Source organism: Rhodoferax aquaticus, assembly GCF_006974105.1.
GTDB classification, from domain to species: domain Bacteria; phylum Pseudomonadota; class Gammaproteobacteria; order Burkholderiales; family Burkholderiaceae_C; genus Allorhodoferax; species Allorhodoferax aquaticus_A.
In genome coordinates this window covers 2,851,283-2,872,636 of the sequence record NZ_CP036282.1, presented here as the reverse complement: position 1 = coordinate 2,872,636, position 21,354 = coordinate 2,851,283, and the positions used below count along the sequence as shown (strand labels likewise).

Genomic DNA, 21,354 nt, shown 5'->3' with positions numbered 1-21,354 from the left:
TTGTAAGTTCCACTGGTCCGCGTGCGCATTGCGACTAGACCGATGGCTTGCTGTGCTTGGGCACAAAGCCTTCGGCCCAGAGCCATTGCACACGGGTGCCTTGCCCAACTTGGCTTTGTATGTCCAGTTGCACGCCCAAGTGCTGTGCGCGCTCTTTCAAGTGCTTCAGGCCGCGTCCGATAGAGTTTTGCGACAAGTCAAATCCCTTGCCGTCGTCACTGATTTGGATGCTGCAAACGCCGTCATGGCAACCTGCGGCTACGGTGATGTGCTTGGCTTCGGCATGCTTCAGGATGTTCGCAAACACTTCTCTAAGCATTTGTTGCATCTCCCACGTGGCAGCGGGTGACCATGGGGTGGGTGGCAAAGTCTGCACGCGCCAGCGAAGGTGCAGTCCGGCCCGCAGCAAGCGCGGCTCATGGTGAAAGCGGAACTGCGCCAGCACCGTGGACAGGTCTTGTTCGGTGTTACTCAGGTTGTCCATCGTGGCACGCAGGTGCTCCATTGCCTGAGCGATTTCGTTTTCAAGATGGATGGGCTCGACCTTGTCGCTACGCAGGGCCGCCAACATGCCAACCAACTGAGAGCCTAGGCCATCGTGCATGTCACGCACGATGCGTTGGCGCTCGGCTTGCACGGCGGCATGCTGTGCTTGCTCTTGTTCATGTTGGTAGTGCAAGGCCAATTCTGTGCGCTGGCGCTCCACTTCAAGTTCTAGGGAGTGTTGGTACTGCTTGTCGCTGCGCATGGCCTGCTGGAACTGCCGCATGATCAGCAGCCCCAAAGACATCAGCATAAGAAACGAAACCACAGGTGAAAAATAGTAAGTTTGGTAGCCCATGGGCTCTTGAGACATCCACAAGTTCCAGCTGTCTATGGCCCCAATACTGGTCATCGGAACGATGGTCAGGCAAATGATGGCGCGAGTCTCTGATGGCGCTTTGATGCTGTAGTAAATGATGCGTACGACCAAAAACGAGTAGACCGCGAGGGCCCACACCATCGTGATGGGCTTGAGCACGATGGCGTAACCGAGTGCAGCGCTGATCGTGGCCAAGAAGTACGCTGAAATCGTTGCTGTTTGTAGCCTGACAATCCATGGCGTCAGCGTGGATGTGAGCTGCATGGTCATGCGGGCAGAGAGCAGTATCCACATGGCGTAGCACATGTCCACCAGGCAGTACCACAGCCAATAGGGCATTGGCAGATCGCGTAGCGTCCACAGGGCAGAACCTAAAGCCCAAATGCCATTGAGCCAGGCCAGTCCCCGTGCTTGCGCGCTGCTTGGCGAGAGCCTGACATAGACCAATCCGGCCACAAACATAATCGCGCAAAGCGTGATGACCACGATGATGGGGTAGACCAGCAAATCTGTGTCCCGAGTGTGCTGCGCTGACACCCCCGAGAACGGCCCAATTTCAATTTGTGAGAGGCCCGAAAAGCGCCGGCAATCGCCCACAACCTGGATGTACACGGTGTTCTGCTCGGCTTGCAGCAAATGCCAAGGCATACGAACCAGCAAGGGAAAGTTGGTGTAGTCCGCATCCGGATTGTCGAACGAGCCAAACTGGGCCACGTGTTGCTGGTTGACCCAAACCCCAACCCGGTTGCCCGCACGGTGTATGAGCATGGCGAGTCCATGCGGGTCACCTGTGTCCGTCCAGTTAAACGTGAAGCGGTACGTGCTTTGAGGTGCCGAGCACCAGTCTTGGTGGTACCACGCGTGGGGCAAGTCCACCTGCTGCCAGTGGCCTTGGGCCATGAGTGCGGGGGACTGCAGTCCCGGGCTCAGTTCAAGGCGCGCAATGGTTTGGGTGAGCGATACCGTTGGAACTGGCAGGTCGACTGCAGGGGACTGCGCGCGCACGGGCAGGGCACAACTCCAGCCCACAAGTGCCCACACCAGCAGCCACCAAAGCAATCTGTGGGGACTAAGTCTGTTGCGGGGGGCGAATCCAGCCGCGCTTGCTGGCTTCATAAACGGCCTGGGAGCGCGAATTGACATAGAGCTTGCTGTAAATGCTTTTGATGTGAAACCGTACCGTATTGACGGACATGTCTAAGCTTTCAGACACTTCATTGTAGGTATAGCCAAGGCCAAGCTGCGTCAGAATACTGAATTCTTTGGGCGTCAATTCATCGGGCTTTGCCGGTACGGCGGGCACAGGTGCAGCACTCGCTGGCGCCTGTGGCACGCCCTGGCGCACTGCCGACAGCAAGCGTCTGGCGATGCGCGGCGAGATAGGGGAGCCGCCCGCAAACAGATCGTGCAAGTGGTCTATCAAGAACGCGTCGCCTTGTCCTTTGATGAGGTAGCCACTGGCGCCAGCTTGAATGCACTCAAACACCTTATCGTCTTCGCCAAACACAGATATGACCAGTGTTTGGCAAGACCACTGACGTTGGGCTACGTGATGAATCAAGTCAAGGCCGTTGCCATCAGGCAGGCCGAGATCGATGAGCAGAGCGTCTGGGACTTGTTGGTCAAGCTCTGCATAGGCTTGGGCCAGAGTGGACGCCACAAAGGCTAACTTCCAATCCGCATGCTGGGCGATGAGTGCTGCCATGCGCTGCAGCGTCTGCGGGTTGTCCTCTACCAGCGCTATGCGCTTGATATTTGCGGCAGGAACGGCGGCTTCGGCATCCATGGTGAATTTGTAATGATTCTACAAAGCGATTCCCACCTGTGAGGTGGGAAATCGGCGCCACGTCAGAGCTATCGTAACCAAACAAATGTGTGGCTACGACATCGTGTGTTGCTAAACCCGGCACCGGCGGGACGGCCGGGCCAGGTGGGCGGGTGCTTAGTTGATCTTGCGGATCATATTGTTGCCGGTGTCCGCCACATAAACGTTGTTGTTGGCATCCACGGTAACGCCAGAGGGGGAGCTGAACAAGGCTGAAGTACCCGTGGCATTGGTGCTACCCGTCGCTCCGGCGGTACCGGCCATGGTGGTGACTACACCATCCTTGGTGATCTTGCGGATCAGGTGGTTGCCGGTATCTGCCACATAGATGTTACCGCTGGCATCCGCGGTGACGCCACGGGGAGCGTTGAACGAGGCTAAAGTGCCGGTGGCATTGTTGCTACCCGCCACTTCGGCGGTGCCGGCCAGGGTGGTGACCACACCTGCCGGGGTGACCTTGCGGATCAGGTGGTTGACGGTGTCTGCCACAAAGACATTGCCGCTGGCATCCACCGCGACGCCCCACGGGGTGTCGAGCAACCCTGCAAATTCTCCGTCACTATCGCGTCTACCCCGGGATTGGGCGATGCCGGCCAGGGTGGTGACCACACCTGCCGGGGTGACCTTCCGGATGGTGTGGTTGTTGGTGTCCGCCACATAGACGTTGCCGCTGGCATCCACCGCGATGCCACGGGGGAAGTTGAACGCGGCTGCGGTGCCAGTGCCGTCGCGGCTACCCGGCGTGGTGGAGCCGGCCAGTGTGGTGACCCCACCTGCCGGGGTGATCTTGCGGATCAAGTGGTTGCTGGAGTCCGCCACATAGACGTTGCCGCTGGCATCCACGGCGACGCCATAAGGGTCTTTGAACGATGCCGCAGCGCCGTTGCCATCGGCGCTACCCGATGTGGCGGAGCCGGCCAGGGTGGTGACCCCACCTGCCACGCTGATCTTGCGGATGCTGTTGTTCAGGCGGTCCGCCACATAAACGTTGCCGCTGGCATCCACTGCGACGCCCTGGGGGGTGCTGAACAAGGCTGCAGTTCCGCTGCCATCGGTGAAGCCCGATGAGGTGTCGCCAGCCAGTGTAGTGACCACACCCGTATTCTCGCGCGCGATGGGTGTGGGGTTTGCGCTGGAGTTGCCGGAGCTCCCGCCTCCGCCGCAGCCGGTCAAGCAGAGCGCCAGCAAAGAACCTGCGGCAAGCAAGGCACGGCGACTGACCTGCGGGGTGCTCAGTTGCGGGCGCTGTTGCGACAAGTTGTGCATTTTTTGTCGACCCGCAAAGCTCGTCACGGCACTTTCATTTTCACAGGGGGTGGTAAAAGAATTCAACATAGAACAATCCAAAATTCGTTGCACCACTTGCTTGCGTGGTGTGCCGAGATTGTTCAAAAAGCGAGTGTTTTGCGCTTCACATGTTTATGTAGGTTTTGCAGAAAAATCCCACCTAAACGCCAGTCAACTGTAAGGGGATGTAATGGGCAAAGGCCGCCCATACCCACTGCCCTAGGCGCTGCAAAACGCATAGCATTGACCGGCTTATCGTAGGCAAGCAGGGTCGCAAGGCTGCACCCATGGGTACCATGCACCAGCATGTACCCACAAGCCATTTCCAGCGGAAACTCGCAATGCCAGCTCACACACCACGCGTCTACTCTTATCGGCTTGTGTTGGCTTTCAGTTGCGGCCTAGCTGCTTTGGCTGCTGGCTTGATTTGCTTGTTCAGCTTGCCCGCCCACGCTAGCGACGCGGCGCCAGCCAACCCAGAGCGCTACGCGGAGATCAGCAAGCTCATTCGCAGCAATATGCACATGGGCGCGCACCTGCAAAAAAGCAGTCACGCTCAAGACCGTGCTGGCTGTGCGCAAAAAGGTGAGCGCGAGCGACATTCCCACCTTGGTACAAATGCTGGGTGACCGCGACACCAACGTCATTGGCAGCGTGGCTGGCGAACTGCTGGTCTTGCTGGGCGAGCCAGCGCACGCGGCTTTAGAGGCTGCGGCGCACTCTGCGGATGGCAACACCCGTTTGAACGCTAGCCAAGCCTTGAGTGGCTTGGCGGACTGCGCAAGCAAGCGGCGGCGGGCTGAGCTTTGTCCTTAGTGTTTTTGGCGAAATATGCTGCTTGCGCTCATGGAATAAGCGCAAGCAGCTACTAAATCCGTAGCGCGCCAGCATTCAAGCGCAATTTGATCCCGCCGCCTAGGCCTGCCACACGCCGAAACCGGCGGATTGCAGGTCTATGGCTACTTCTATTTCTTTGTCCACCGCCTCGTCGTATGACATGGGGTTAAAGGCTTCAAATAGGTCGGGCAGCAGGCGCAGGCCGTATTGTTGGGCGAAGCGGTTGGCTTGGATGCCGGCCTTGTGCTTGTCAAAGCGCACATCGGGGTCTAGCCCGGTCATGCCCACGTACACGCAAGGCTTGCCCTCTACATAGCCTGGGTTGTTTTTTCGAAAGCGGGGCTCCAGCAGCACGTCTTTGGACAGCTCAATCACATAGACGTGGTGGTGTTTGCGGCGTGCCATGGGTAGATTGTGAGTGAAATTGGCCTCTAGCGCCCATGGAATATGCGCAAGCAGCTACTACATTAGTAGCAAACCTAGTTGAGTTCTTCCAACAGGTTTTGCACTGAGGCGAGCAATGGCGGCAGGGCGTTCTGCGCAATGTTCCAAACGGTGCTCACGTTTACGGTGGCATAGCCGTGGATCAGCTGGTTGCGAAACGCCACGATCTGCGGCAAATCTGGAATGCGGGTAGCTAAAGCCCCATCGAGCTTCGATAGCTGGTTGAGCGCTTCGCCAATGATTTCAAATTTGCGTTCTACAGCAGCCTGTGCCATGGCGTTGGCCTCGTAGGCGGCAACATCCAAACCTGTGGTGAACGATTGGATAGCCAGCGCGGCCTCGCGTACGTCCCACAGAAATGCGCGCGGGTCACGCTGCATAAATGGCTTCGCGGTGGCTATTGATGCTGGCCAACACGTAGGGGTTGCGCACCGCACCGGGTTCTACCAAGTCCACCCCGCGACCCAGCAGGGCCTCTAGGTCGGCTTTGGCACCAAACAGCGAATTCAGTCCTGGCTGCACGCCCGGTGCAAATTCGACCAAGAAGTCTGCGTCACTGTTGGCGGGGTCAAAGTCATCCGCCCGCGCTGCCGAGCCAAACACGTCCAAGCGCTGAATGCGGTAGCGCTGGCAAATGGCAGAGATGCCAGAACGGTGTTGGGAAATAGCGGGGTGCATGGGTGGGAGTTTACCGGAGCGCCTTGTCTATGTGTCAAATTGGCCTCTGGCGCGCATGGAATATGCGCAAGTAGCTACCAAATGCGTAGCAATTGCCTTAGCGCAAGCCTAGAACGAAGAGCCTGGCTCGCTTAAGAAAGCCAGCTCTTCAGGCGTGGAGGTTCTGCCCAAGATGGTGTTGCGGTGGGGGAAGCGGCCGAAGCGGTCGATGATGGCTTTGTGCTGTAGCTCAAAGCGCAGGTTGTCTTCTAGGCCGGGTTGCGAAAACAGGGTGACGGCTTGCGTGTGCACCAGCGCGGACTCGCTGTGCATGTAGGGCATGTACGCAAACTTGCGCTGCTCTATGGGCAGGCTTTGATCTTGCCCGCTGGCCACCAGCTCTTGCGCCAGCACCAGGGCCTGCGCGTCTTGCGCAAAGGCGCGGGGCGTGTCGCGGTACACGTTGCGCGAGAACTGGTCCAGCACAATGATTTCTGCCAAACGTCCCTCAGCCGTGGCGCGCCAGGCAAACAGCTCACACTTGGCAGCCGCCTCCAGCGTGGCGCCAAACCGCGCGCGAATGGTTTTGTCCAGCGCGGCGTCTTTGACGAAGTGCTGCTTGGGGGTTAGCTCTTCGAACCAGAAGTGGAGGGTGGGTTGGGGTGGCACGTATCTTTGCCCTCAAAAGAGTGAGTGGTAGGCGAGCCTACCTCTAAACCCCAAGAAGATGGTTTAACGGCTCAACACCCCGCAAAACATCTCTAATGATCTGCCCCCGGCGTTCACGGTTTATCCGATCGTTGGAGGCTTGAACGGCGGCTTTGTAGTAGGTGGCCGCAACAAGATCTCCCGATTCGAGGCTACCTTGGTCTACCGTCTTGAAGAACGCGTTAAGTGATTCAACTACAACGCTTGGTTGTAGCGGTAACCCTTCGCCAAAGGCGCGATCTATTTCGACGATCAAAGTGAACAGGTCATTTCGTTTCCAAACTCGAGATTTGCTGTCAAAGCCACATTCATCGATGAAAGCAAGCGTTTGGTCCAACCGTTTAGCAATTTCTTGCTCCATTGGAAATTCATCGTTGTAAGTGCTTAACAGTTCTTCCAAAGCATCGTCTCGATTGAAGTACCCCCCCATCATGCTCGCTATAAGTTGAAGCACATATTTGAGGTCCCCCATACGTTTAAGGTCTTCAGCACGAAACACCCTATGTATATCAAAGAACTCGTTGGAGGCGTAACGGTCAGCGAATGTTTTTAGTGCGCCGTTGTACAGAGCGTTGTTAACTTCGATGTCCGTTAGGCCATATGCAGTTGAGTTGATGCGCTTGAAAACCTCGATGATTTGAGCACTTGAGATATCTCCCAAATCTCTAACCGCCACGTCATAGTCCAAAAATCTTCTCTTCTCATCCTCTTCCAAGTTGGAGTATGGAGTGTTGCCTTTCAATGAAAGCCTCGGGTTTCCCTCGAAGTATTCAACCAGTGTAGTAACTCGTTGTTGACCATCAACAAGCAGCTGCGTCCCATCGCCCGTTTCTATATTGAGTTCACCATTCGCTAAGTAAATTTCCGGGAACGGGTACCCTTTAAGGACAGTGTCAATTAGCTTAGCCTTGTCAGAGTTTGTCCATACCAGTCGTCGTTGAAACTCTGGGCGCGGGATCAGGCGTGCATTACGGACCATCTGAATGAGTTCACGTACTTTCTTGTTAGACGCACTTGTTTTCATAATTTGTTCTCCAGATGTTGACACTCAAGAATTGCTCTTTCGTGGTATCTCAAAAGGTGTTGGCGTGAGAAGTACAGCCCACCAGAATACTTTTTGTAATCCAGCCTGTGGTTGGTAGATAGGCTCCGAAACACCTCAGACCATGAGGCCAATTTGCTTGGACTTGGTATTTTGGGAAAGTGATCAGGACGCAACCATCCGATGAGCATGTAATCGCCCAGTCGCTTGCTTTCCCATGGGAATGGCCTCGAACCATGCGAATAAACCGCCAGCTCATGCCAAAGTATTTGAAAAAGCTTGCCACTTACAACTGCAATGTCCACATCAGACTGCCCATGTCTATAGGAGCGGTACCTGGGCTTGAACCCAGATTCCTGCCCTGTTTTTTCGACTATGGAATAGCCAAGTTTTGCTGACCCTACGACATGTAGCGTCAAATCATTTTTCACTAATCCAAACTTGGCACAAATCTCATCTTGAATAAACTGCAGTTGTTCGTTTGAGACGTGTATTGCATCCCCGCCAATAACGATTTCTTCGGCTATCTCGCGTACCTGCTTAGTGGCGAGTAATTGTTTGAACTCATCTAAGGTGGGTGGCATTTGGTGTTGGTGCTTTCAAGTAACTCAACGCCTATTTCCCCCAGGAGTCCTTCAACCCCACCGCCAAGTTAAACACCGGCTTAGTGCCTTGAACGTGATCCACGCGGTCGGCCACAAAGTAGCCGTGGCGCTCAAACTGGAACTTTTGGTCCGGCACTGCATTCGCCAAGGATGGCTCAACAATCGCGGTTACCACTTTCAGGCTGTTGGGGTTCAGGCTCTCAATAAAATCTTTGCCGCCTGCGTCGGGCTGGGCGTCTAGGAACAAGCGGTCGTACATGCGCACTTCGGCGCTCACGCCGTTGGCCACGCCTACCCATGAGATAGCGGCGCTGGCTTTGACGGTGGCGGAGCCGGGGGTACCGCTCTTGGTGTCGGGGATGACGGTGGCCAGCACCTCGGTCACGTTGCCTGTGGCGTCACGGTTGGCGCCGGTGCATTCGATGACAAAGCCGCCTTTGAGGCGCACTTTGTTGCCGGGGTACAGGCGCTTGTAGCCTTTGGGGGGCGTTTCTTCGTAGTCTTCGCGCTCGATCCACACTTCTTTGCCCAGGGTGAAGTGGCGTTCGGCCACGGGGGCGCCGTCGGCGGGGTGGGGCAGCACGGGCTGGGTGCAGGGCTCTAGGTAGGCGTCGCCACCTTGTGCGGCAAACACTTCGCCCCAGTTGGTGAGCACCAGTTTCACGGGGTTGAGCACGGCAAAGCCACGGTGGGCCACGGTCTCTAGGTCTTCGCGCAGGCAGCCTTCTAGGGTGCTGTAGTCGATCCAGCTGTCGCTCTTGGTCACGCCAATGCGCTCGGCAAACAGTTGCAGTGCGGCGGGCGTGTAGCCGCGGCGGCGCAGGCCGACGATGGTAGGCATGCGGGGGTCGTCCCAGCCGCTCACTTTGTGGTCGTACACCAGCTGGGCGAGCTTGCGCTTGCTGGTGATGACGTAGGTGAGGTTGAGGCGGGCAAACTCGTATTGCTTGGGCGCGGGGTTGGCCAGCAGGCCACCTTCGCACAGGCGGTCCATCAGCCAGTCATAAAACGGGCGTTGGTCTTCAAACTCCAGCGTGCAGATGGAGTGGGTGATTTGCTCTAGCGCGTCCTCAATGGGGTGCGCAAAGGTGTACATGGGGTAGATGCACCAGGTGTCGCCCGTGTTGTGGTGGGTGGCGCGGCGGATGCGGTAGATGGCCGGGTCGCGCATGTTGATATTGGGGCTGGCCATGTCGATCTTGGCGCGCAGCACCATGGAGCCGTCTTCGTGCTTGCCGTCGCGCATTTCGCGAAAGTGGGCTAGGTTTTCAGCGGGGGTGCGGCTGCGGAAGGGGCTGTCGATACCGGGCTTGCCAAAGTCGCCACGGTTGGCGCGCATTTGCTCTGCGGTTTGCTCGTCTACATAGGCGTGGCCGGCTTCTACCAAGTATTCGGCAGCGCGGTACATAAAGTCGAAGTAGTCGCTGGCTTGGTAGGGGGCGGCGCTGTAGTCGCCTTGGCTGCCGTTCCAGTCAAAGCCCAGCCATTTGATGGCGTCAACAATGCTGTTGACGTATTCTAGGTCTTCTTTTTCGGGGTTGGTGTCGTCAAAGCGCAGGTGGCACACGCCACCGTAGTCACGCGCCAGGCCAAAGTTCAGGCAGATGCTTTTGGCGTGGCCTACGTGTAGGTAGCCATTGGGCTCGGGCGGAAAGCGGGTGCGGATTTTGGCGGTGTCAGGCTCGCCTTTGGCATGGTGGGCGGCATCTCCCGGGGTGCCTGCCCAGCGGCGTTGTGCGTAGGTGCCTTTTTCGAGATCAGATTCGATGATCTGACGCAAAAAGTTGCTGGGTTTTACGGCTTCGGGGGCTGCGGACTTGGCAGCGGGCTTGGCGTTGGCGGGTGTGGGGATGCTCATGCGCTTGATTTTAGACCGGAGAAGCCTTTGTCTATTGGCTGAGTTGCTCATTGCTTGATAGCGCCGCCGTGGCTATGATGTTTGTTCAACGCGCAGTTCACTTGCGCTCAAGCATTTCTAGGAGAAGCGTATTAGCCGGGGGCAATCTAATTTAGACAGCGTCACCATGCAAATGATGAGTTTGCATGAGACCTCACCCGTGTTGGTGTCGCTGTTTGACGAGAAAGACAACCTGCGCTACGCCAACCCCGCGTTTCGCCAAGCCTACGCGGTGCCCAATGTGCCGCAGCTGAGTTGGACTGACTTGGTGCGCAGCAATTTCAAAGAGGGTGTGGGCACCCAGATTCAAACTTTAGATTTTGAGACTTGGCTGGCCTCGGCCAGCTCGCGCCGGGGTAAGCAGCCGTTTCGCGCGTTTGAGACAGACCTCACCGATGGACGTTGGGTCTGGATGACCGAGACCGTGCAAGCCAATGGCTGGCTGCTGTGCATTGCGAGTGATATTTCTGAGCTCAAAACCCGCTCGCGCCTGCTGCGCCAAGCGCGTGACATTGCACAGCGCGCCGCACAGACCGATGTGCTCACCGGCATTAGCAACCGGGGCCACATCATGGAGCTGTTAGACCAGCGCTTGGATGAGCTGCGCAACGACGGTCGCTCGTGTGGTGTGGTGTTGATTGACTTAGACCATTTCAAGCAAGTGAACGACACCTATGGCCACCAAGGCGGCGATACGGTGCTGCGCCATTTCGCACGCACGGTGCAAAAGGTGTTGCGCCGCGAAGATGGCTTTGGCCGCGTAGGGGGCGAGGAGTTTTTGCTGCTGTTCCCGGGTGTAGAGGTGCAGACCTTGGAGCACGCCATCAAGCGCATTTTGGACAAAGTGCGCACCTCAAAGCCGCTGCCTGAAGCCCCCAAGTTTGGCTACACCTGCTCTGCTGGCATGCGCATGCTGCACCCGCAAGACGATGCCCGCAGTGCGTATGGTTTGGTGGACAAGGCGCTCTATGCTGCCAAGGCTGCTGGGCGAGATGGCTTTGTGTGGGCCAACCAGGCACCAGAACACTGAACTGGGTGCGCGCATGGGGCGCAACCGCTACTAGCAGACGAAAAAAAAGCGCACTGCAGGCAGTGCGCTTAGTTTGCTTGGCAACTTGCGTTGCCAATGCAGGGGTGCTTGATTAGCGAATAACAGCCAGGTCAGTCAACTTGCCGCCCTTAACTGTCTTCAATGTCAAAGCGCCGTTCAAGATGTCGCCCTTGGCATCAAAAGAGATGTTGCCAGTGACGCCCTTGTAGTCTTTAGTAGCTGCCAACACAGGCAGGTACTTAGCTGGGTCAGAAGAACCAGCCTTGACCATGGCGGCAACCATCAGGTTCACGCCGTCATACACGTAGGGTGCGTACACTTGCACGTCGGTACCGAACTTAGCCTTGAACTTGGTCTTGAAGGCTTCCATGCCGACCTTTTGTTGGCCTTCAACACCGCCAGCTTCAGCGCAATACACTTGGTTGTCAGCGATAGCGTCGCCACCCAACTTCACCAATTCTGTAGAGCAGATGCCGTCGCCGCCCATGAACTTGGCGTTGATGCCCAAGGATTTCATTTGACGCAACATGGGGCCTGCAACAGCGTCCATACCGCCGAAGAACACGACGTCAGCTTTCTTGCCCTTGATAGTGGTCAGGATAGCGGAGAAGTCAGTTGCCTTGTCAGTTGTAAATTCGGTAGCAACCACGGTGCCGCCGGCTTCTTTAACTGCCTTGGTGAACTCTTGTGCTACGCCTTGGCCGTAAGCGGTACGGTCATCGATAACGGCAATCGCCTTACCTTTGAGTTCTTTAACAGCGTACTTGCCCAGTGTGCCGCCCAATTGCGCATCGTCAGCCACCAAACGGAAGGCTGTCTTGAAGCCTTGGCGTGTGTACTTGGGGTTGGTTGCAGATGGGGAAACTTGGGGGATGCCAGCGTCAGAGTAGATGCTGGAAGCAGGAATGGTGGTACCAGAGTTCAAGTGACCGACCACGCCGGAAACCTTGGCATCAGCCAATTTTTGGGCAACTGCAGTACCTTGCTTTGGATCGGCTGCGTCGTCTTCAGTCATCAATTTGATGGTGACTTTTTTGCCGCCAATGGTAACGCCAGCTTTATTCAGTTCTTCAACAGCGAGGATAGCGCCGTTTTCATTGTCTTTACCCAAATGCGCGATAGCGCCGCTTGTTGGTCCAACGTGGGCGATGGTGACAACAGCGTTTTGGGCAAATGCGACCCCGGTAGACAGTGCGATAACTGCGGCCGCAATAGTGTTCAACTTCATAAAAACTCCAGTTTTAAAGTGAAAGTAAATTACTCACGGCGCGTACCTTAAGCGATGTTTTGATTTGGCATCTTAAGGTTTGTCCGTATATGCGTATTGTATTCAAAGAACTAATGAGCCATGAAACAATTTGATCCCAATAGCGGGATTTGTGTGGGGTCTTGTGTATGCAATTGGTGCAAAAAACCCAAGGTGCACGGGTGTGGTGCGCTATGGTTTGATGAGCAAGGCCCTCGTGTGAAAAATGGGCGTGAGCTCAGTCAACCAAGGTAGATGCAAATGCGTTGATAGCCTCGATGTCTGGCGGCAGGCTGGTGAAGGGGAGTCCTTCGTGGATCAATAGAGCCCGCAAACCACGGTCAATAGCGCGCGCGCTTTCTTCATCTTGGAAGCGGCCGGTGTGCACGTATTTTTTGTCGCCACGCTCTACCAAGATGTTGATGTTGTTGTGCTGGCCGTACCACTCCAAGATTTGCATGCGCGTTTTGGCAATGTCGCAAATGTTGTCGGCGTAGTTGTGGTTGTAGTACAGCACTTGGGGCAAAGAGCACTCGGTGATGAGGTACTGCACTTGCCCGTCTAACAGGTTGAGCATTTCAAACTGGCGCTGCGCGATGAAGTATTGGTTTTTGAGCACTTCAAAGTTTTGTTGCCACACCAGCGACTTGGCGTAGTCGGGGATGGTTTCCACCGTTTTGTGCTTCATGTTGAGGTGCAAGATGATGGCCGCAGAGAACAGCGATTTGTCGCACCCAGGGCCGCCAATGATGTTGATGACCTTGGTGGGGTACAGCCGCATTTTGCTTTCTGGCAAATGGTTAGCAGCTGAGGTGTAGGTGATGGTGCTCATGTGCTTGCTCCTCTCAAAAAGCAGGTCTTCCTATAGTAGCGCTTGCGCCCTGTTTTGTGCACCTTTTCATAGCAGCCGCGCAAAGTGGAAGGCGTTTGCCATGTACTGTTTGGCTTTAACGCTTTTTGCAGCCGCTGTGTGACGCGCATCTCGCGCCACCACGCTGCATTTCACGCCCCCGGTTTGCTGCTTCGTCCCAAGGCGGATGCGTGCCATTGCGCTGACTTTTACGCTTCGTTTTGTTGATCCCTTTTATCAATCAAAACACTGCTTGGAGTTACTTATGTTCGCGTTCACCCAAACCACCATCTCCGGCAGCCTTGGCCGAAACCTGAAGCCTGCTGCCTTGCTCTTGACTGCAGCCATGCTCATGGGCGCTAGCGCGCATGCAGCGCCGCAAGAGCAGTTCCAAGCCGGATTTGCCGCCTATATGCAAGGGCAAAAGGGCGACAGCGCGGCGATTGACAAAGCGGTAGCCGCCTTTACCGCCATGCTTCAAGCAGAGCCAGCAAACCCTGTGCTCATGGCCTACGCAGGTTCTGCCACTACCCTACAAGCCACCACCACCATGTTGCCCTGGAAGAAGATGCGCTACAGCGAAGACGGGTTGGCCATGTTGGACAAGTCTTTGGCGACTTTGACCCCTGCACACAACGCTGTCATGCAGCACGACTTGCCCGGGGCTTTGGATGTGCGTTTTATTGCTGCCAATACCTTCTTGGCGGTACCCGGCTTCATGAACCGTGCTGCGCGTGGTGCCAAGTTGCTGGATGAAGTGGTGGCAAGCCCTTTGTTGGCTCAGAGTCCATTGGAGTTCCGTGGCGCTGTGTGGATGCGGGCAGCAGCCTTGGCCCAGACCCAAAGCCGCCCCGCCGATGCGCGCAAGTTCTTGACCGAAGTTGTCAATAGCAAGGCGCCGCAAGCGGATGCCGCCAGTGCTCAACTCAAGACCTTGGCACCATGAGCCATCGTTCAACTGCGGTGATCGCCCTGCAGGGCGTGCACAAAACCTACCGGCTTGGGGCGCATGTGGTGCCCGCCTTGCGCGGGGTGGATCTGGTGGTGCAGCCCGGTGAGCTGCTGGCGCTTACCGGCCCCTCGGGCAGTGGCAAAAGCACCATTCTCAATATGTGCGGCTTGATTGACACGCCCGATAGCGGCGAGATTGTGCTTAGCGGCACACCCGTTACCGGCGCAGATGAAGTGCAGCGCACCTTGCTGCGGCGTGACGCCATGGGCTTTGTGTTCCAAAGCTTTAACTTGGTACCCGTGATGACGGTGGCTGAGAACGTGGATTACCCCCTGTTCTTGGCGGGTGTGCCGCCTGCGCAGCGCCGACAGCGTGTAGCCAAACAGCTGGAAGCGGTGGGGCTGCTAGAGCACGCAGACCACCTGCCCGATGCACTTTCGGGCGGGCAACGCCAGCGCGTGGCCATTGCACGCGCCTTGGTAAAGCGGCCCCGCTTGGTCATTGCGGACGAACCCACAGCCAGCCTGGACTCCGCAACGGCGGAGCAAGTGCTGAACCTGATGCGCGAACTCGGCCATGCCGAGGGCGCAGCCTTTGTGATTGCCACCCACGACAGCCGCTTGACCCAGCGCTGCGACCGGGTCTTGGCCTTGTTGGATGGGAGATTGTTATGAATATGCCCCCACGTTCGCCCGCTGCGCGTGGCGCTCTGCCCCCCGAGGGGGCGCGTTCAGCCTTGGGGCGGCCCAGCGGCTTAACCCTTATGTGGTTGAAATTTGCGTGGCAAAACACGCTGCGTAACCGCCGCCGGTCCTTGGTGACCGTGTCGATTGCAGCACTGGGCACCGCTGGCATTTTGTTGGCCGGGGGCTTTGCCTTGTTTACTTACCAGTCGTTGGCTGAGGCGGCAGCCCGCCAGTCTGGCCATTTGGTACTGGGCCAGCCTGCCCAGTTCACGAGTGAGGAAGACACCCCTTTGCAACATGGGCTAGAGAACGTTGCCGCATTGCGCGAGCGCTTGTTGGCAGACCCTCAGGTGCGCTCGGTGTTGCCGCGTGTGGAGTTCAGTGGGCTGATTAGCAATGGCGACAAATCGGTGGTGATGATGGGCTTGGGCGTAGAGCCGGACTCCGAGTTTTCGGTCAAAGGCCCATTTCTGAGCATGCGCGCTGGCGATGTGTTGGCCAGCGGTGTGGCAGAGCCAGAGATCATGATGGGGGATGCCTTGGCCCGCAACCTCAAAGCCCAGCCGGGCAGCAGCCTGACCTTGTTGGCCAGCACCTCTGACGGTGCACTTAACGCACTGGATGTGCGGGTCAAAGGCGTTTTCTCTACCGGCGTTCCTGAGGTGGATAAGCGCTTGGTCTATGCCGACATTGCCACTGCGCAAAAGCTGCTCAACAGCCAAAAGGTGTCTACGGTGGGGGTGTTTCTCACCCGCATGGAGCAGACCCAGCCTGCACAGGCGCGCATGGCCGCAGCCAACCCCACATTGACGGTGCAGACTTGGGAGGACCAAGCCTTCTTCTACAAGTCGGTGCGGGATTTGTACAACCGCATCTTTGGTGCGCTGGGGGCCATCATTGGCTTGATTGTGGTGTTTGTGGTGACCAACGCCATGTCGATGGCCATCATCGAGCGCACCCGCGAGATTGGCACGTTGCGCGCCATGGGTACCTTGCCCCAACAGCTGCTTACCACCTTGTCGCTAGAGGGCATGGTGTTGGGCGGTGTAGGGGCCTTGAGTGGTGCGGCCATTTCGCTTGGGGTGAGCGTGTTCTTGTACCTGGTGCCGGTAGAGATGCCCCCACCCCCCGGCAGTACCAAGGGCTACCCCTTGAGCATTTCCATTGAACCGACGATGTACCTGGCCACCATTGCTGCCATGGTGGCGCTCACCATGCTGGCCTCGGCCTGGGTGGCACGCAAAACCGTGAACATGCCCGTGGTGCAAGCCTTGGCGCACACCTAACTCCAGCCCTTTTTGAAAGACATGTTTATGAAATTCGCACCTCCTTGGCTTGTGGCCGCAGTGCTCGCTGCTGCGCTACCCGGCGGGGCCCTGGCCCAAACCCCTGACGTGGCCACCATGTTGAAAGCGGCGGACAAGTTTCGCGCCAGTGCTGACAACTTGCAGGTGGAAACGCAGATCACGGTGCTCAATGCCGATGGGTCCCAAGACAAAGAGCGCCGCTATACCGTGTTTGCGCAAGCCAAGCGCCAGTCTTTGGTGCTGATGCAAAGCCCCGCCGAAAAAGGCCAAAAGGTGCTGATGCTGGGCGATGATTTTTGGTTGCTGATGCCCAACAGCCAGCGCCCCTTGCGCATCACGCCGATGCAAAAGCTCTTGGGCGATGCGTCCACCGGCGATGTGGCCACCTTGAGTTGGGCAGACGACTACACCGGCACGCTCCTGGGTGAAGAGCCTTGCGAGGCGGCAGGCAGTCCCACCAAAATCTGCTGGCACCTCAGCTTGGCTGCGGCACGCAAAGGGGTGACTTACCAACGCATTGAGTTGTGGGTGGGCAAGGCCCGGTTTGAACCCATCAAGGCAGATTTGTACGTGCTCTCGGACAAATTGGCGAAGCAAGCGACCTTTGTGACCGATAAGCCCAGTGCACCGACCATGGTCACGGAGATGGTGCTGGCCGACAAGGTAAGCAACCACAAGACCACCCATGTGCGCTACCTCAGTCGCAAAGACCGTGTGGTGCCTGAGACTTGGCTCAACCCCATGTTTTTGGTCAAAACCCCGAACCTGGAATAAGCATGCTGCTCAGCCCCAAACGCCAACTACGCCTGTTCTTGCTGTGTGCCAGCCTCAGCGCACTGGTGGCACATGCCCAAGGCACTGCCAACAGTGAGGCTGAACCGCTCTCCACATCCGTTGGCGCATGGGACGCCAGTGGCCAGCTCCGTACGCAATGGGCGCAACCCCGGGTTGCGGATGCAGGGCCCTTGGCCATGGCTAACGCTGTGCAGGCAGGCACGGCTGTGGTGGCCACCCCGGGTGCCACTGCGGAGGCGGAGCTCAGGGCCCGTGGGCACGGTTTCACCTCAGTGGCTACTGTGCAGCACCAGTCTTTGCAGGGCGCATCTGCGCAAAACGCCCAGGTGCAAAACCAATCGTGGATGAATGAGGTGTATGCCTCGCACGACGCCGGGGCATGGCAGTTCAGCGCAGGCAAGAAGATCGTGTCGTGGGACGTGGGCTACGCCTTTCGCCCCAATGACCTGGTGCAGCAAGAAGAGCGACGCACCTTGGTCAGCACCACGTCCATTGGCCGCCCTGTGTTGACCGCAGAGCGGTTTAACGCTGACTCAGCGTGGTCTCTTGTGGCCGTCAACCCAGTCAACACCATAGATGCGCTGGGCGCGCAAGAGGCAGCGCTGGCCGCTCGCGCTTACTTGCGCGATGGTGCGGTGGACTGGCATGCATTTGCCCGGGCGGGGCAACACACCGGTGCCAGCGTGGGCGCTGCCGTGGCCTGGGTGGCCAGTGATGCGGTGGAGCTGCATGCCTCGGCCCGCTACGCCCGGCAAGTCGACAGCAAAGCCATGGCAACTGGGAGCCAGATCAACGGGGTGCTGAGCACCAACCCTTGGCAAGCCAGCCGCTTGCAAGACGTGGCGCAGGCTTTGGTGGGCGGCACCTGGACCCATGTGAGTCAGTTCAGCGTGCTGGCTGAGGCGTGGTGGGACGGCTCAGCGCTGTCCGATGACCAGTGGGACGCATGGGGTGCGCGCAATGCCCAGCTACAGCGCTTCGCTACGATGGGCGCTCCCGCCAGTGCGGTGGCGGGCAATTTGGCTTGGCAGGCCGAGGCGTTTGGCGCGTCCAGCAGCTTGCGCCGAAGCAACGTCTTTGTGCGGGCCAGTTGGGTGCAGGGCGCCTGGACTCCCGCTGTGGATGTGCTCTACACCCCTGCCGACCAAGGGCAGGCGGTGTCAGCATCTGTGGTGTGGCAGGGGGACCGTATGCAAGTGCAAGCAGGCGTGCGCAGCTATGGCGGACCTGGTACTGCGGTGATGGTCCAGCTTCCGACCCAGCAAACGGCGTACGTGCATGCCAACTGGTCGTTCTAAGCCCATCGTTTGAGCGGCTTAGGCAAAGCCGCGCCCAGCGTACGGCTTAGGCCTGAGGTGGTTCGGAGTCGCGCTCCAGCATGTCGCTGACCAGTTCCAAACGCAGCAGCGGGTTGTCCAAGGCCATGAGGTTTTGCCTTTGCGCTAGCGCCATAGGAAGGAGTTCGCACCAGCGGTTAGCCACCCAAGCACAGTTGTCAAACTGGTAGGGCGGCTGCAGCGGGAGTTGGCTTATATCGACCGTGCGCGACTTCAGCGTGTCTAGCACCGCCTCCAGCGCATCGGCCACGGGCTGCAAATCTTCAGGAATGGGCACCGGTTGGTCGTCAGCTAGCAGCTCTACCTGGGCCGTCCATAAGCCGTGTTTGAGTTGTGTTGTCTGTTGCCTGCGAAATCGTTGCATGCCACGACACTGGATGACCAGCAGGCCTGGGTTGGGCGCGTCCAGGCGGTCAATGCGCGCCAAGGTGCCTACCGACTCAAACTTCTCATGGGCAAAACCATCGCCAGTGGGGGCACTGGAGTCGCGCCGTCGTACTTCACTCCCTTGGGTCAGGCTGACGATCCCAAAGGGGGTGCCGTTGGCATGGCAACGTTTCACCATGTCCAAGTAGCGAACTTCAAAGATCTGCAGCGGCAGGTACCCGCCAGGAAACAGCACCGTACCCAAGGGGAACAAGGGCAAGTCAGACAAAGCGGTCAATGCGGTCATGGCAGGCTGCGCAAATGGCGTGGATGTGTGGGTGTCGCCATCATCCCAGAAACCGCTGTGCCGTGGGTGACAGAGGCTTACATGGCCTTGAACAAGTGCGCGTACAGGCGGCTAACCGTCAGCTTTTCAGTGCGAGTGCGCAGGCGCAGGTGCAACTTGCCAGCCTCGTCACGGTGGACGGCGTCAATCTGGCTCGCGTTCACCACGGTGCCGCGGTGAATTTGCCAAAAGGCTTGGCTGTCCAGTTGGGGCAGCAGTTCTTTGAGGGGGGTGCGAATCAGGTACTCCTGGCTAGCCGTGAGCACGCGCACATATTTGTCAGCCGCTTCAAAGTACACCACCTCGGCGATGGGCACCATGCGGATACTGGTGCCTACACTGGCCTGTATCACGGTCAGCGTTGGCGTGGCCGTGGCGGGGGCACCGGCCGCGCTGGGTGAACCAAGGCCTGCGCCCATGAGGTGGCGCAACTGATGGATGGTTGCTTCAAAATTGATAGCTTCTTGCGCAGGTTTGACGAGCGCTAGCTGCAGTTTTTGCACTGTTTTGAGTAAACGATCGGCTTGCACGGGTTTGAGCAGATAGTCCACGGCTTGGGCGTCAAACGCTTGAACTGCGTACTGGTCGTAGGCAGTGACAAACACCAGCTGCGGAAATGGCTTGCCCTGCGGTGCGTGGCTGTCCCACAGATCGGCCAGTTCTATGGCTGCATCCAATCCGGTTTGGCCCGGCATGCGAATGTCAAAGAACAGGATGTCAGGGCGCAATGTGAGGGCCTGCTCAACAGCGCTCACGCCATCGCCAGCAATACCTAGCACGCGTAGCTCGGGCCACACCCGCGACAAGTCGGCTTGTAGCGCGGCGGCCAAGAGGGGTTCGTCTTCTGCAATCAGGGCGCAAGGGCTCATGGACGCCTCTCAGGGAGTGGAAGGGCTGGGAAATGTCACGCTCACGCGCGTGCCACCTGTGGGTACTGCTTCTATTTGCATAGCAGCCCGCGGCCCGTAGACGGTGGCTAGGCGCTCATGCACTTGGGCTAAACCAAAGCCAGTGCCGGGGCTGCTTGTGTCGTTAGACGTCAGCTGAGGGGCGCTGTTTGACAAGCCTACGCCGGTGTCGGTCACCTCAAGCGTTACCACCCCTTGGTGTTGCCGCGCGCGTACCAGGATGCTGCCACCGGCCACCTGGGGCTCAAGGCCGTGCTTGATGGCATTCTCGACCAAGGGTTGCAAGAGCAGGGTGGGCACGGCCAATTGTTCCAGCTCTGCGGGGAGGTCCAAGGTATAGCGCAAACGGGGGCCCATGCGAACGGCCATGAGCTCTAAGTAGTCACGCAGCCGTTGAAACTCCGCTTGCAAGGGGTGGGCGGTAGCCCTCGACGCATTCAAAGTGGCACGTAGGTAGGCCACCATATGGTCCAGCATCGTTTGCGCCCGCGCAGGGTCTACGCTGATCAAGGCTCGCAAGTTGGCCAAGGTGTTAAAGAGCATATGCGGCTCTAGCTGGGTTTGGAGCAGCTTGAGTTGCGCCTCGGATGCTTGGTGGCGCACTTCTTTGATGCGACCTTCCAAGTGAGAGCTCTTGCCGCGGCTATAAAAATAGAAGGTGATGATGATGCCTATTACGATGCTCATCACCGCTTCAGGGAGCAGGTGCTTTTGGGGAATAGACCCTGACAAGGGCTTGCCCAAGAGTAGGCTTGCACTCAGCCAGCCCAGCGTACAGCCCCCCACAATGCCGCCCGCAGAAAGGAAGAGACCCTGCCAACCCTTGGGAAAGCCAGTTTCGGCTGCCGAGGGGAAAAACTCCGCGCCAAAGCTGATGAGGCCCCATGAGAAAAAGCCAATCAGTACGGAGTAGGTCAGCGGTGTGGCGTAGTCGTCGTGGGGCCGCAAGCTGTAGTTCAGCGCTGTGATCGCCAGGCAGAACGCCATGGTCTGCAAAAAGCCGCTGAGCTTGGCGTTCCAGTTAATGGTGTGTAAGCGGGGGTACATCAGGGCTTGTCGTTTTGGCGTAGCAAGCGTTCTCTTTCTTTTTGCACCATGCGCTCACGCAAGCCACTGGTGTCACCCACCAACCAGACTGACACGCCATGCAGGAATAGACCCAGTCCCCAGCCCAGCAAGGGCTTGACCGACCAGGCTCGCGTGCCCCACGCCATGTCGGAAGCCAAGTACAAGCCTAAGTTCACCAAGACGAACACCAAGGCATGGAGGTACCAGCCCAGCTTGGCCCCGGCGCGTTTGCGGGCAATGCGGTCAATGTCTTCTGTGCTTAAAGGGGTCGGCATGGT

Annotated in this window: 23 protein-coding genes; 7 read left to right on the top strand and 16 right to left on the bottom strand. The window is 57.8% G+C overall.

From position 1 onward, the window contains the following. Positions 1-34: 34 nt before the first annotated feature. The 3 genes from EXZ61_RS13155 to EXZ61_RS13145 form a co-directional block, all read right to left on the bottom strand. Positions 35-1,903 carry a sensor histidine kinase gene (locus tag EXZ61_RS13155; protein ID WP_168224763.1) on the bottom strand — a complete coding sequence of 623 codons (1,869 nt, stop codon included), beginning with the start codon at positions 1,901-1,903 and terminating at the stop codon, positions 35-37. 28 nt (positions 1,904-1,931) lie between these two features. After that, positions 1,932-2,648, bottom strand: coding sequence for a response regulator (locus EXZ61_RS13150; RefSeq protein WP_142812196.1), 717 nt, complete (start codon positions 2,646-2,648; stop codon positions 1,932-1,934). A gap of 156 nt (positions 2,649-2,804) precedes the next feature. Then, entirely contained in the window at positions 2,805-4,022 is a 1,218-nt protein-coding gene (locus tag EXZ61_RS13145) for an NHL repeat-containing protein (protein ID WP_201799079.1), read from the bottom strand. Between the two features lie 516 nt (positions 4,023-4,538). Between EXZ61_RS13145 and EXZ61_RS13140 the strand changes: the two genes are divergently transcribed. Further along, positions 4,539-4,790, top strand: coding sequence for a hypothetical protein (locus EXZ61_RS13140; RefSeq protein WP_142812195.1), 252 nt, complete (start codon positions 4,539-4,541; stop codon positions 4,788-4,790). A gap of 99 nt (positions 4,791-4,889) precedes the next feature. Here EXZ61_RS13140 and EXZ61_RS13135 read toward each other — a convergent pair whose 3' ends face one another. From EXZ61_RS13135 to EXZ61_RS13105, 7 genes are all read right to left on the bottom strand, one after another. After that, entirely contained in the window at positions 4,890-5,216 is a 327-nt protein-coding gene (locus tag EXZ61_RS13135; RefSeq protein WP_142812194.1) for a hypothetical protein, read from the bottom strand. Between the two features lie 74 nt (positions 5,217-5,290). Then, a complete protein-coding gene (locus tag EXZ61_RS13130) occupies positions 5,291-5,635 on the bottom strand; it encodes a HepT-like ribonuclease domain-containing protein (RefSeq protein ID WP_142812193.1) in 345 nt (114 codons plus the stop codon). Next, positions 5,625-5,933 (bottom strand): nucleotidyltransferase family protein, encoded by a 309-nt coding sequence (locus EXZ61_RS13125; protein WP_142812192.1) that lies wholly within the window; start codon positions 5,931-5,933, stop codon positions 5,625-5,627. Before EXZ61_RS13125 ends, EXZ61_RS13130 begins: the two co-directional genes overlap by 11 nt. Positions 5,934-6,041: 108 nt before the next feature. Beyond that, positions 6,042-6,581: a DUF924 family protein gene (locus EXZ61_RS13120; protein ID WP_142812191.1), complete on the bottom strand. Its 540-nt coding sequence runs from the start codon at positions 6,579-6,581 to the stop codon at positions 6,042-6,044. Positions 6,582-6,624: 43 nt separating this feature from the next. Further along, a complete protein-coding gene (locus tag EXZ61_RS13115; RefSeq protein WP_142812190.1) occupies positions 6,625-7,644 on the bottom strand; it encodes a DUF262 domain-containing protein in 1,020 nt (339 codons plus the stop codon). Beyond that, positions 7,641-8,246: a hypothetical protein gene (locus EXZ61_RS13110; protein ID WP_142812189.1), complete on the bottom strand. Its 606-nt coding sequence runs from the start codon at positions 8,244-8,246 to the stop codon at positions 7,641-7,643. Before EXZ61_RS13110 ends, EXZ61_RS13115 begins: the two co-directional genes overlap by 4 nt. Before the next feature lie 31 nt (positions 8,247-8,277). Beyond that, positions 8,278-10,125 (bottom strand): glutamine--tRNA ligase/YqeY domain fusion protein, encoded by a 1,848-nt coding sequence (locus EXZ61_RS13105; protein ID WP_142812188.1) that lies wholly within the window; start codon positions 10,123-10,125, stop codon positions 8,278-8,280. Between the two features lie 166 nt (positions 10,126-10,291). On the opposite strand from EXZ61_RS13105, the gene EXZ61_RS13100 reads away from it, so the two are divergent. Continuing rightward, positions 10,292-11,194 carry a GGDEF domain-containing protein gene (locus EXZ61_RS13100; RefSeq protein WP_142812187.1) on the top strand — a complete coding sequence of 301 codons (903 nt, stop codon included), beginning with the start codon at positions 10,292-10,294 and terminating at the stop codon, positions 11,192-11,194. Between the two features lie 112 nt (positions 11,195-11,306). Here the strand turns inward: EXZ61_RS13100 and EXZ61_RS13095 are convergent, their stop codons facing one another. Together EXZ61_RS13095 and EXZ61_RS13090 are read right to left on the bottom strand one after the other, a co-directional pair. Beyond that, positions 11,307-12,443, bottom strand: coding sequence for a branched-chain amino acid ABC transporter substrate-binding protein (locus EXZ61_RS13095; protein WP_142812186.1), 1,137 nt, complete (start codon positions 12,441-12,443; stop codon positions 11,307-11,309). A 256-nt stretch (positions 12,444-12,699) separates the two neighbouring features. Next, positions 12,700-13,293: a hypothetical protein gene (locus EXZ61_RS13090; protein WP_142812185.1), complete on the bottom strand. Its 594-nt coding sequence runs from the start codon at positions 13,291-13,293 to the stop codon at positions 12,700-12,702. 283 nt (positions 13,294-13,576) lie between these two features. Between EXZ61_RS13090 and EXZ61_RS13085 the strand changes: the two genes are divergently transcribed. The 5 genes from EXZ61_RS13085 to EXZ61_RS13065 are packed head-to-tail and all read left to right on the top strand — an operon-like array spanning position 13,577 to position 18,349. Next, positions 13,577-14,257, top strand: a complete 681-nt coding sequence (locus tag EXZ61_RS13085) for a hypothetical protein (RefSeq protein WP_142812184.1) — start codon at positions 13,577-13,579, stop codon at positions 14,255-14,257. Next, on the top strand, positions 14,254-14,937 hold the full coding sequence (locus EXZ61_RS13080; RefSeq protein ID WP_142812183.1) for an ABC transporter ATP-binding protein: 684 nt from the start codon (positions 14,254-14,256) through the stop codon (positions 14,935-14,937). Before EXZ61_RS13085 ends, EXZ61_RS13080 begins: the two co-directional genes overlap by 4 nt. Continuing rightward, positions 14,934-16,235 (top strand): ABC transporter permease, encoded by a 1,302-nt coding sequence (locus EXZ61_RS13075; protein ID WP_201799078.1) that lies wholly within the window; start codon positions 14,934-14,936, stop codon positions 16,233-16,235. The genes EXZ61_RS13080 and EXZ61_RS13075 overlap by 4 nt, the downstream gene beginning before the upstream one ends. 27 nt (positions 16,236-16,262) lie before the next feature. After that, entirely contained in the window at positions 16,263-17,030 is a 768-nt protein-coding gene (locus EXZ61_RS13070; RefSeq protein WP_142812182.1) for an outer membrane lipoprotein-sorting protein, read from the top strand. Positions 17,031-17,032: 2 nt separating this feature from the next. Beyond that, positions 17,033-18,349 (top strand): hypothetical protein, encoded by a 1,317-nt coding sequence (locus EXZ61_RS13065; protein ID WP_142812181.1) that lies wholly within the window; start codon positions 17,033-17,035, stop codon positions 18,347-18,349. Between the two features lie 46 nt (positions 18,350-18,395). Here EXZ61_RS13065 and EXZ61_RS13060 read toward each other — a convergent pair whose 3' ends face one another. The 4 genes from EXZ61_RS13060 to EXZ61_RS13045 all read right to left on the bottom strand — a co-directional run bounded on the left by EXZ61_RS13060 (position 18,396) and on the right by EXZ61_RS13045 (position 21,351). Then, a complete protein-coding gene (locus EXZ61_RS13060) occupies positions 18,396-19,061 on the bottom strand; it encodes an LON peptidase substrate-binding domain-containing protein (RefSeq protein WP_142812180.1) in 666 nt (221 codons plus the stop codon). A 77-nt stretch (positions 19,062-19,138) separates the two neighbouring features. After that, on the bottom strand, positions 19,139-19,969 hold the full coding sequence (locus EXZ61_RS13055) for a LytR/AlgR family response regulator transcription factor (protein WP_142812179.1): 831 nt from the start codon (positions 19,967-19,969) through the stop codon (positions 19,139-19,141). 9 nt (positions 19,970-19,978) lie between these two features. Continuing rightward, on the bottom strand, positions 19,979-21,055 hold the full coding sequence (locus tag EXZ61_RS13050) for a sensor histidine kinase (protein ID WP_142812178.1): 1,077 nt from the start codon (positions 21,053-21,055) through the stop codon (positions 19,979-19,981). After that, positions 21,055-21,351 (bottom strand): 2TM domain-containing protein, encoded by a 297-nt coding sequence (locus tag EXZ61_RS13045; RefSeq protein WP_142812177.1) that lies wholly within the window; start codon positions 21,349-21,351, stop codon positions 21,055-21,057. Before EXZ61_RS13045 ends, EXZ61_RS13050 begins: the two co-directional genes overlap by 1 nt. Positions 21,352-21,354 lie beyond the last annotated feature (3 nt).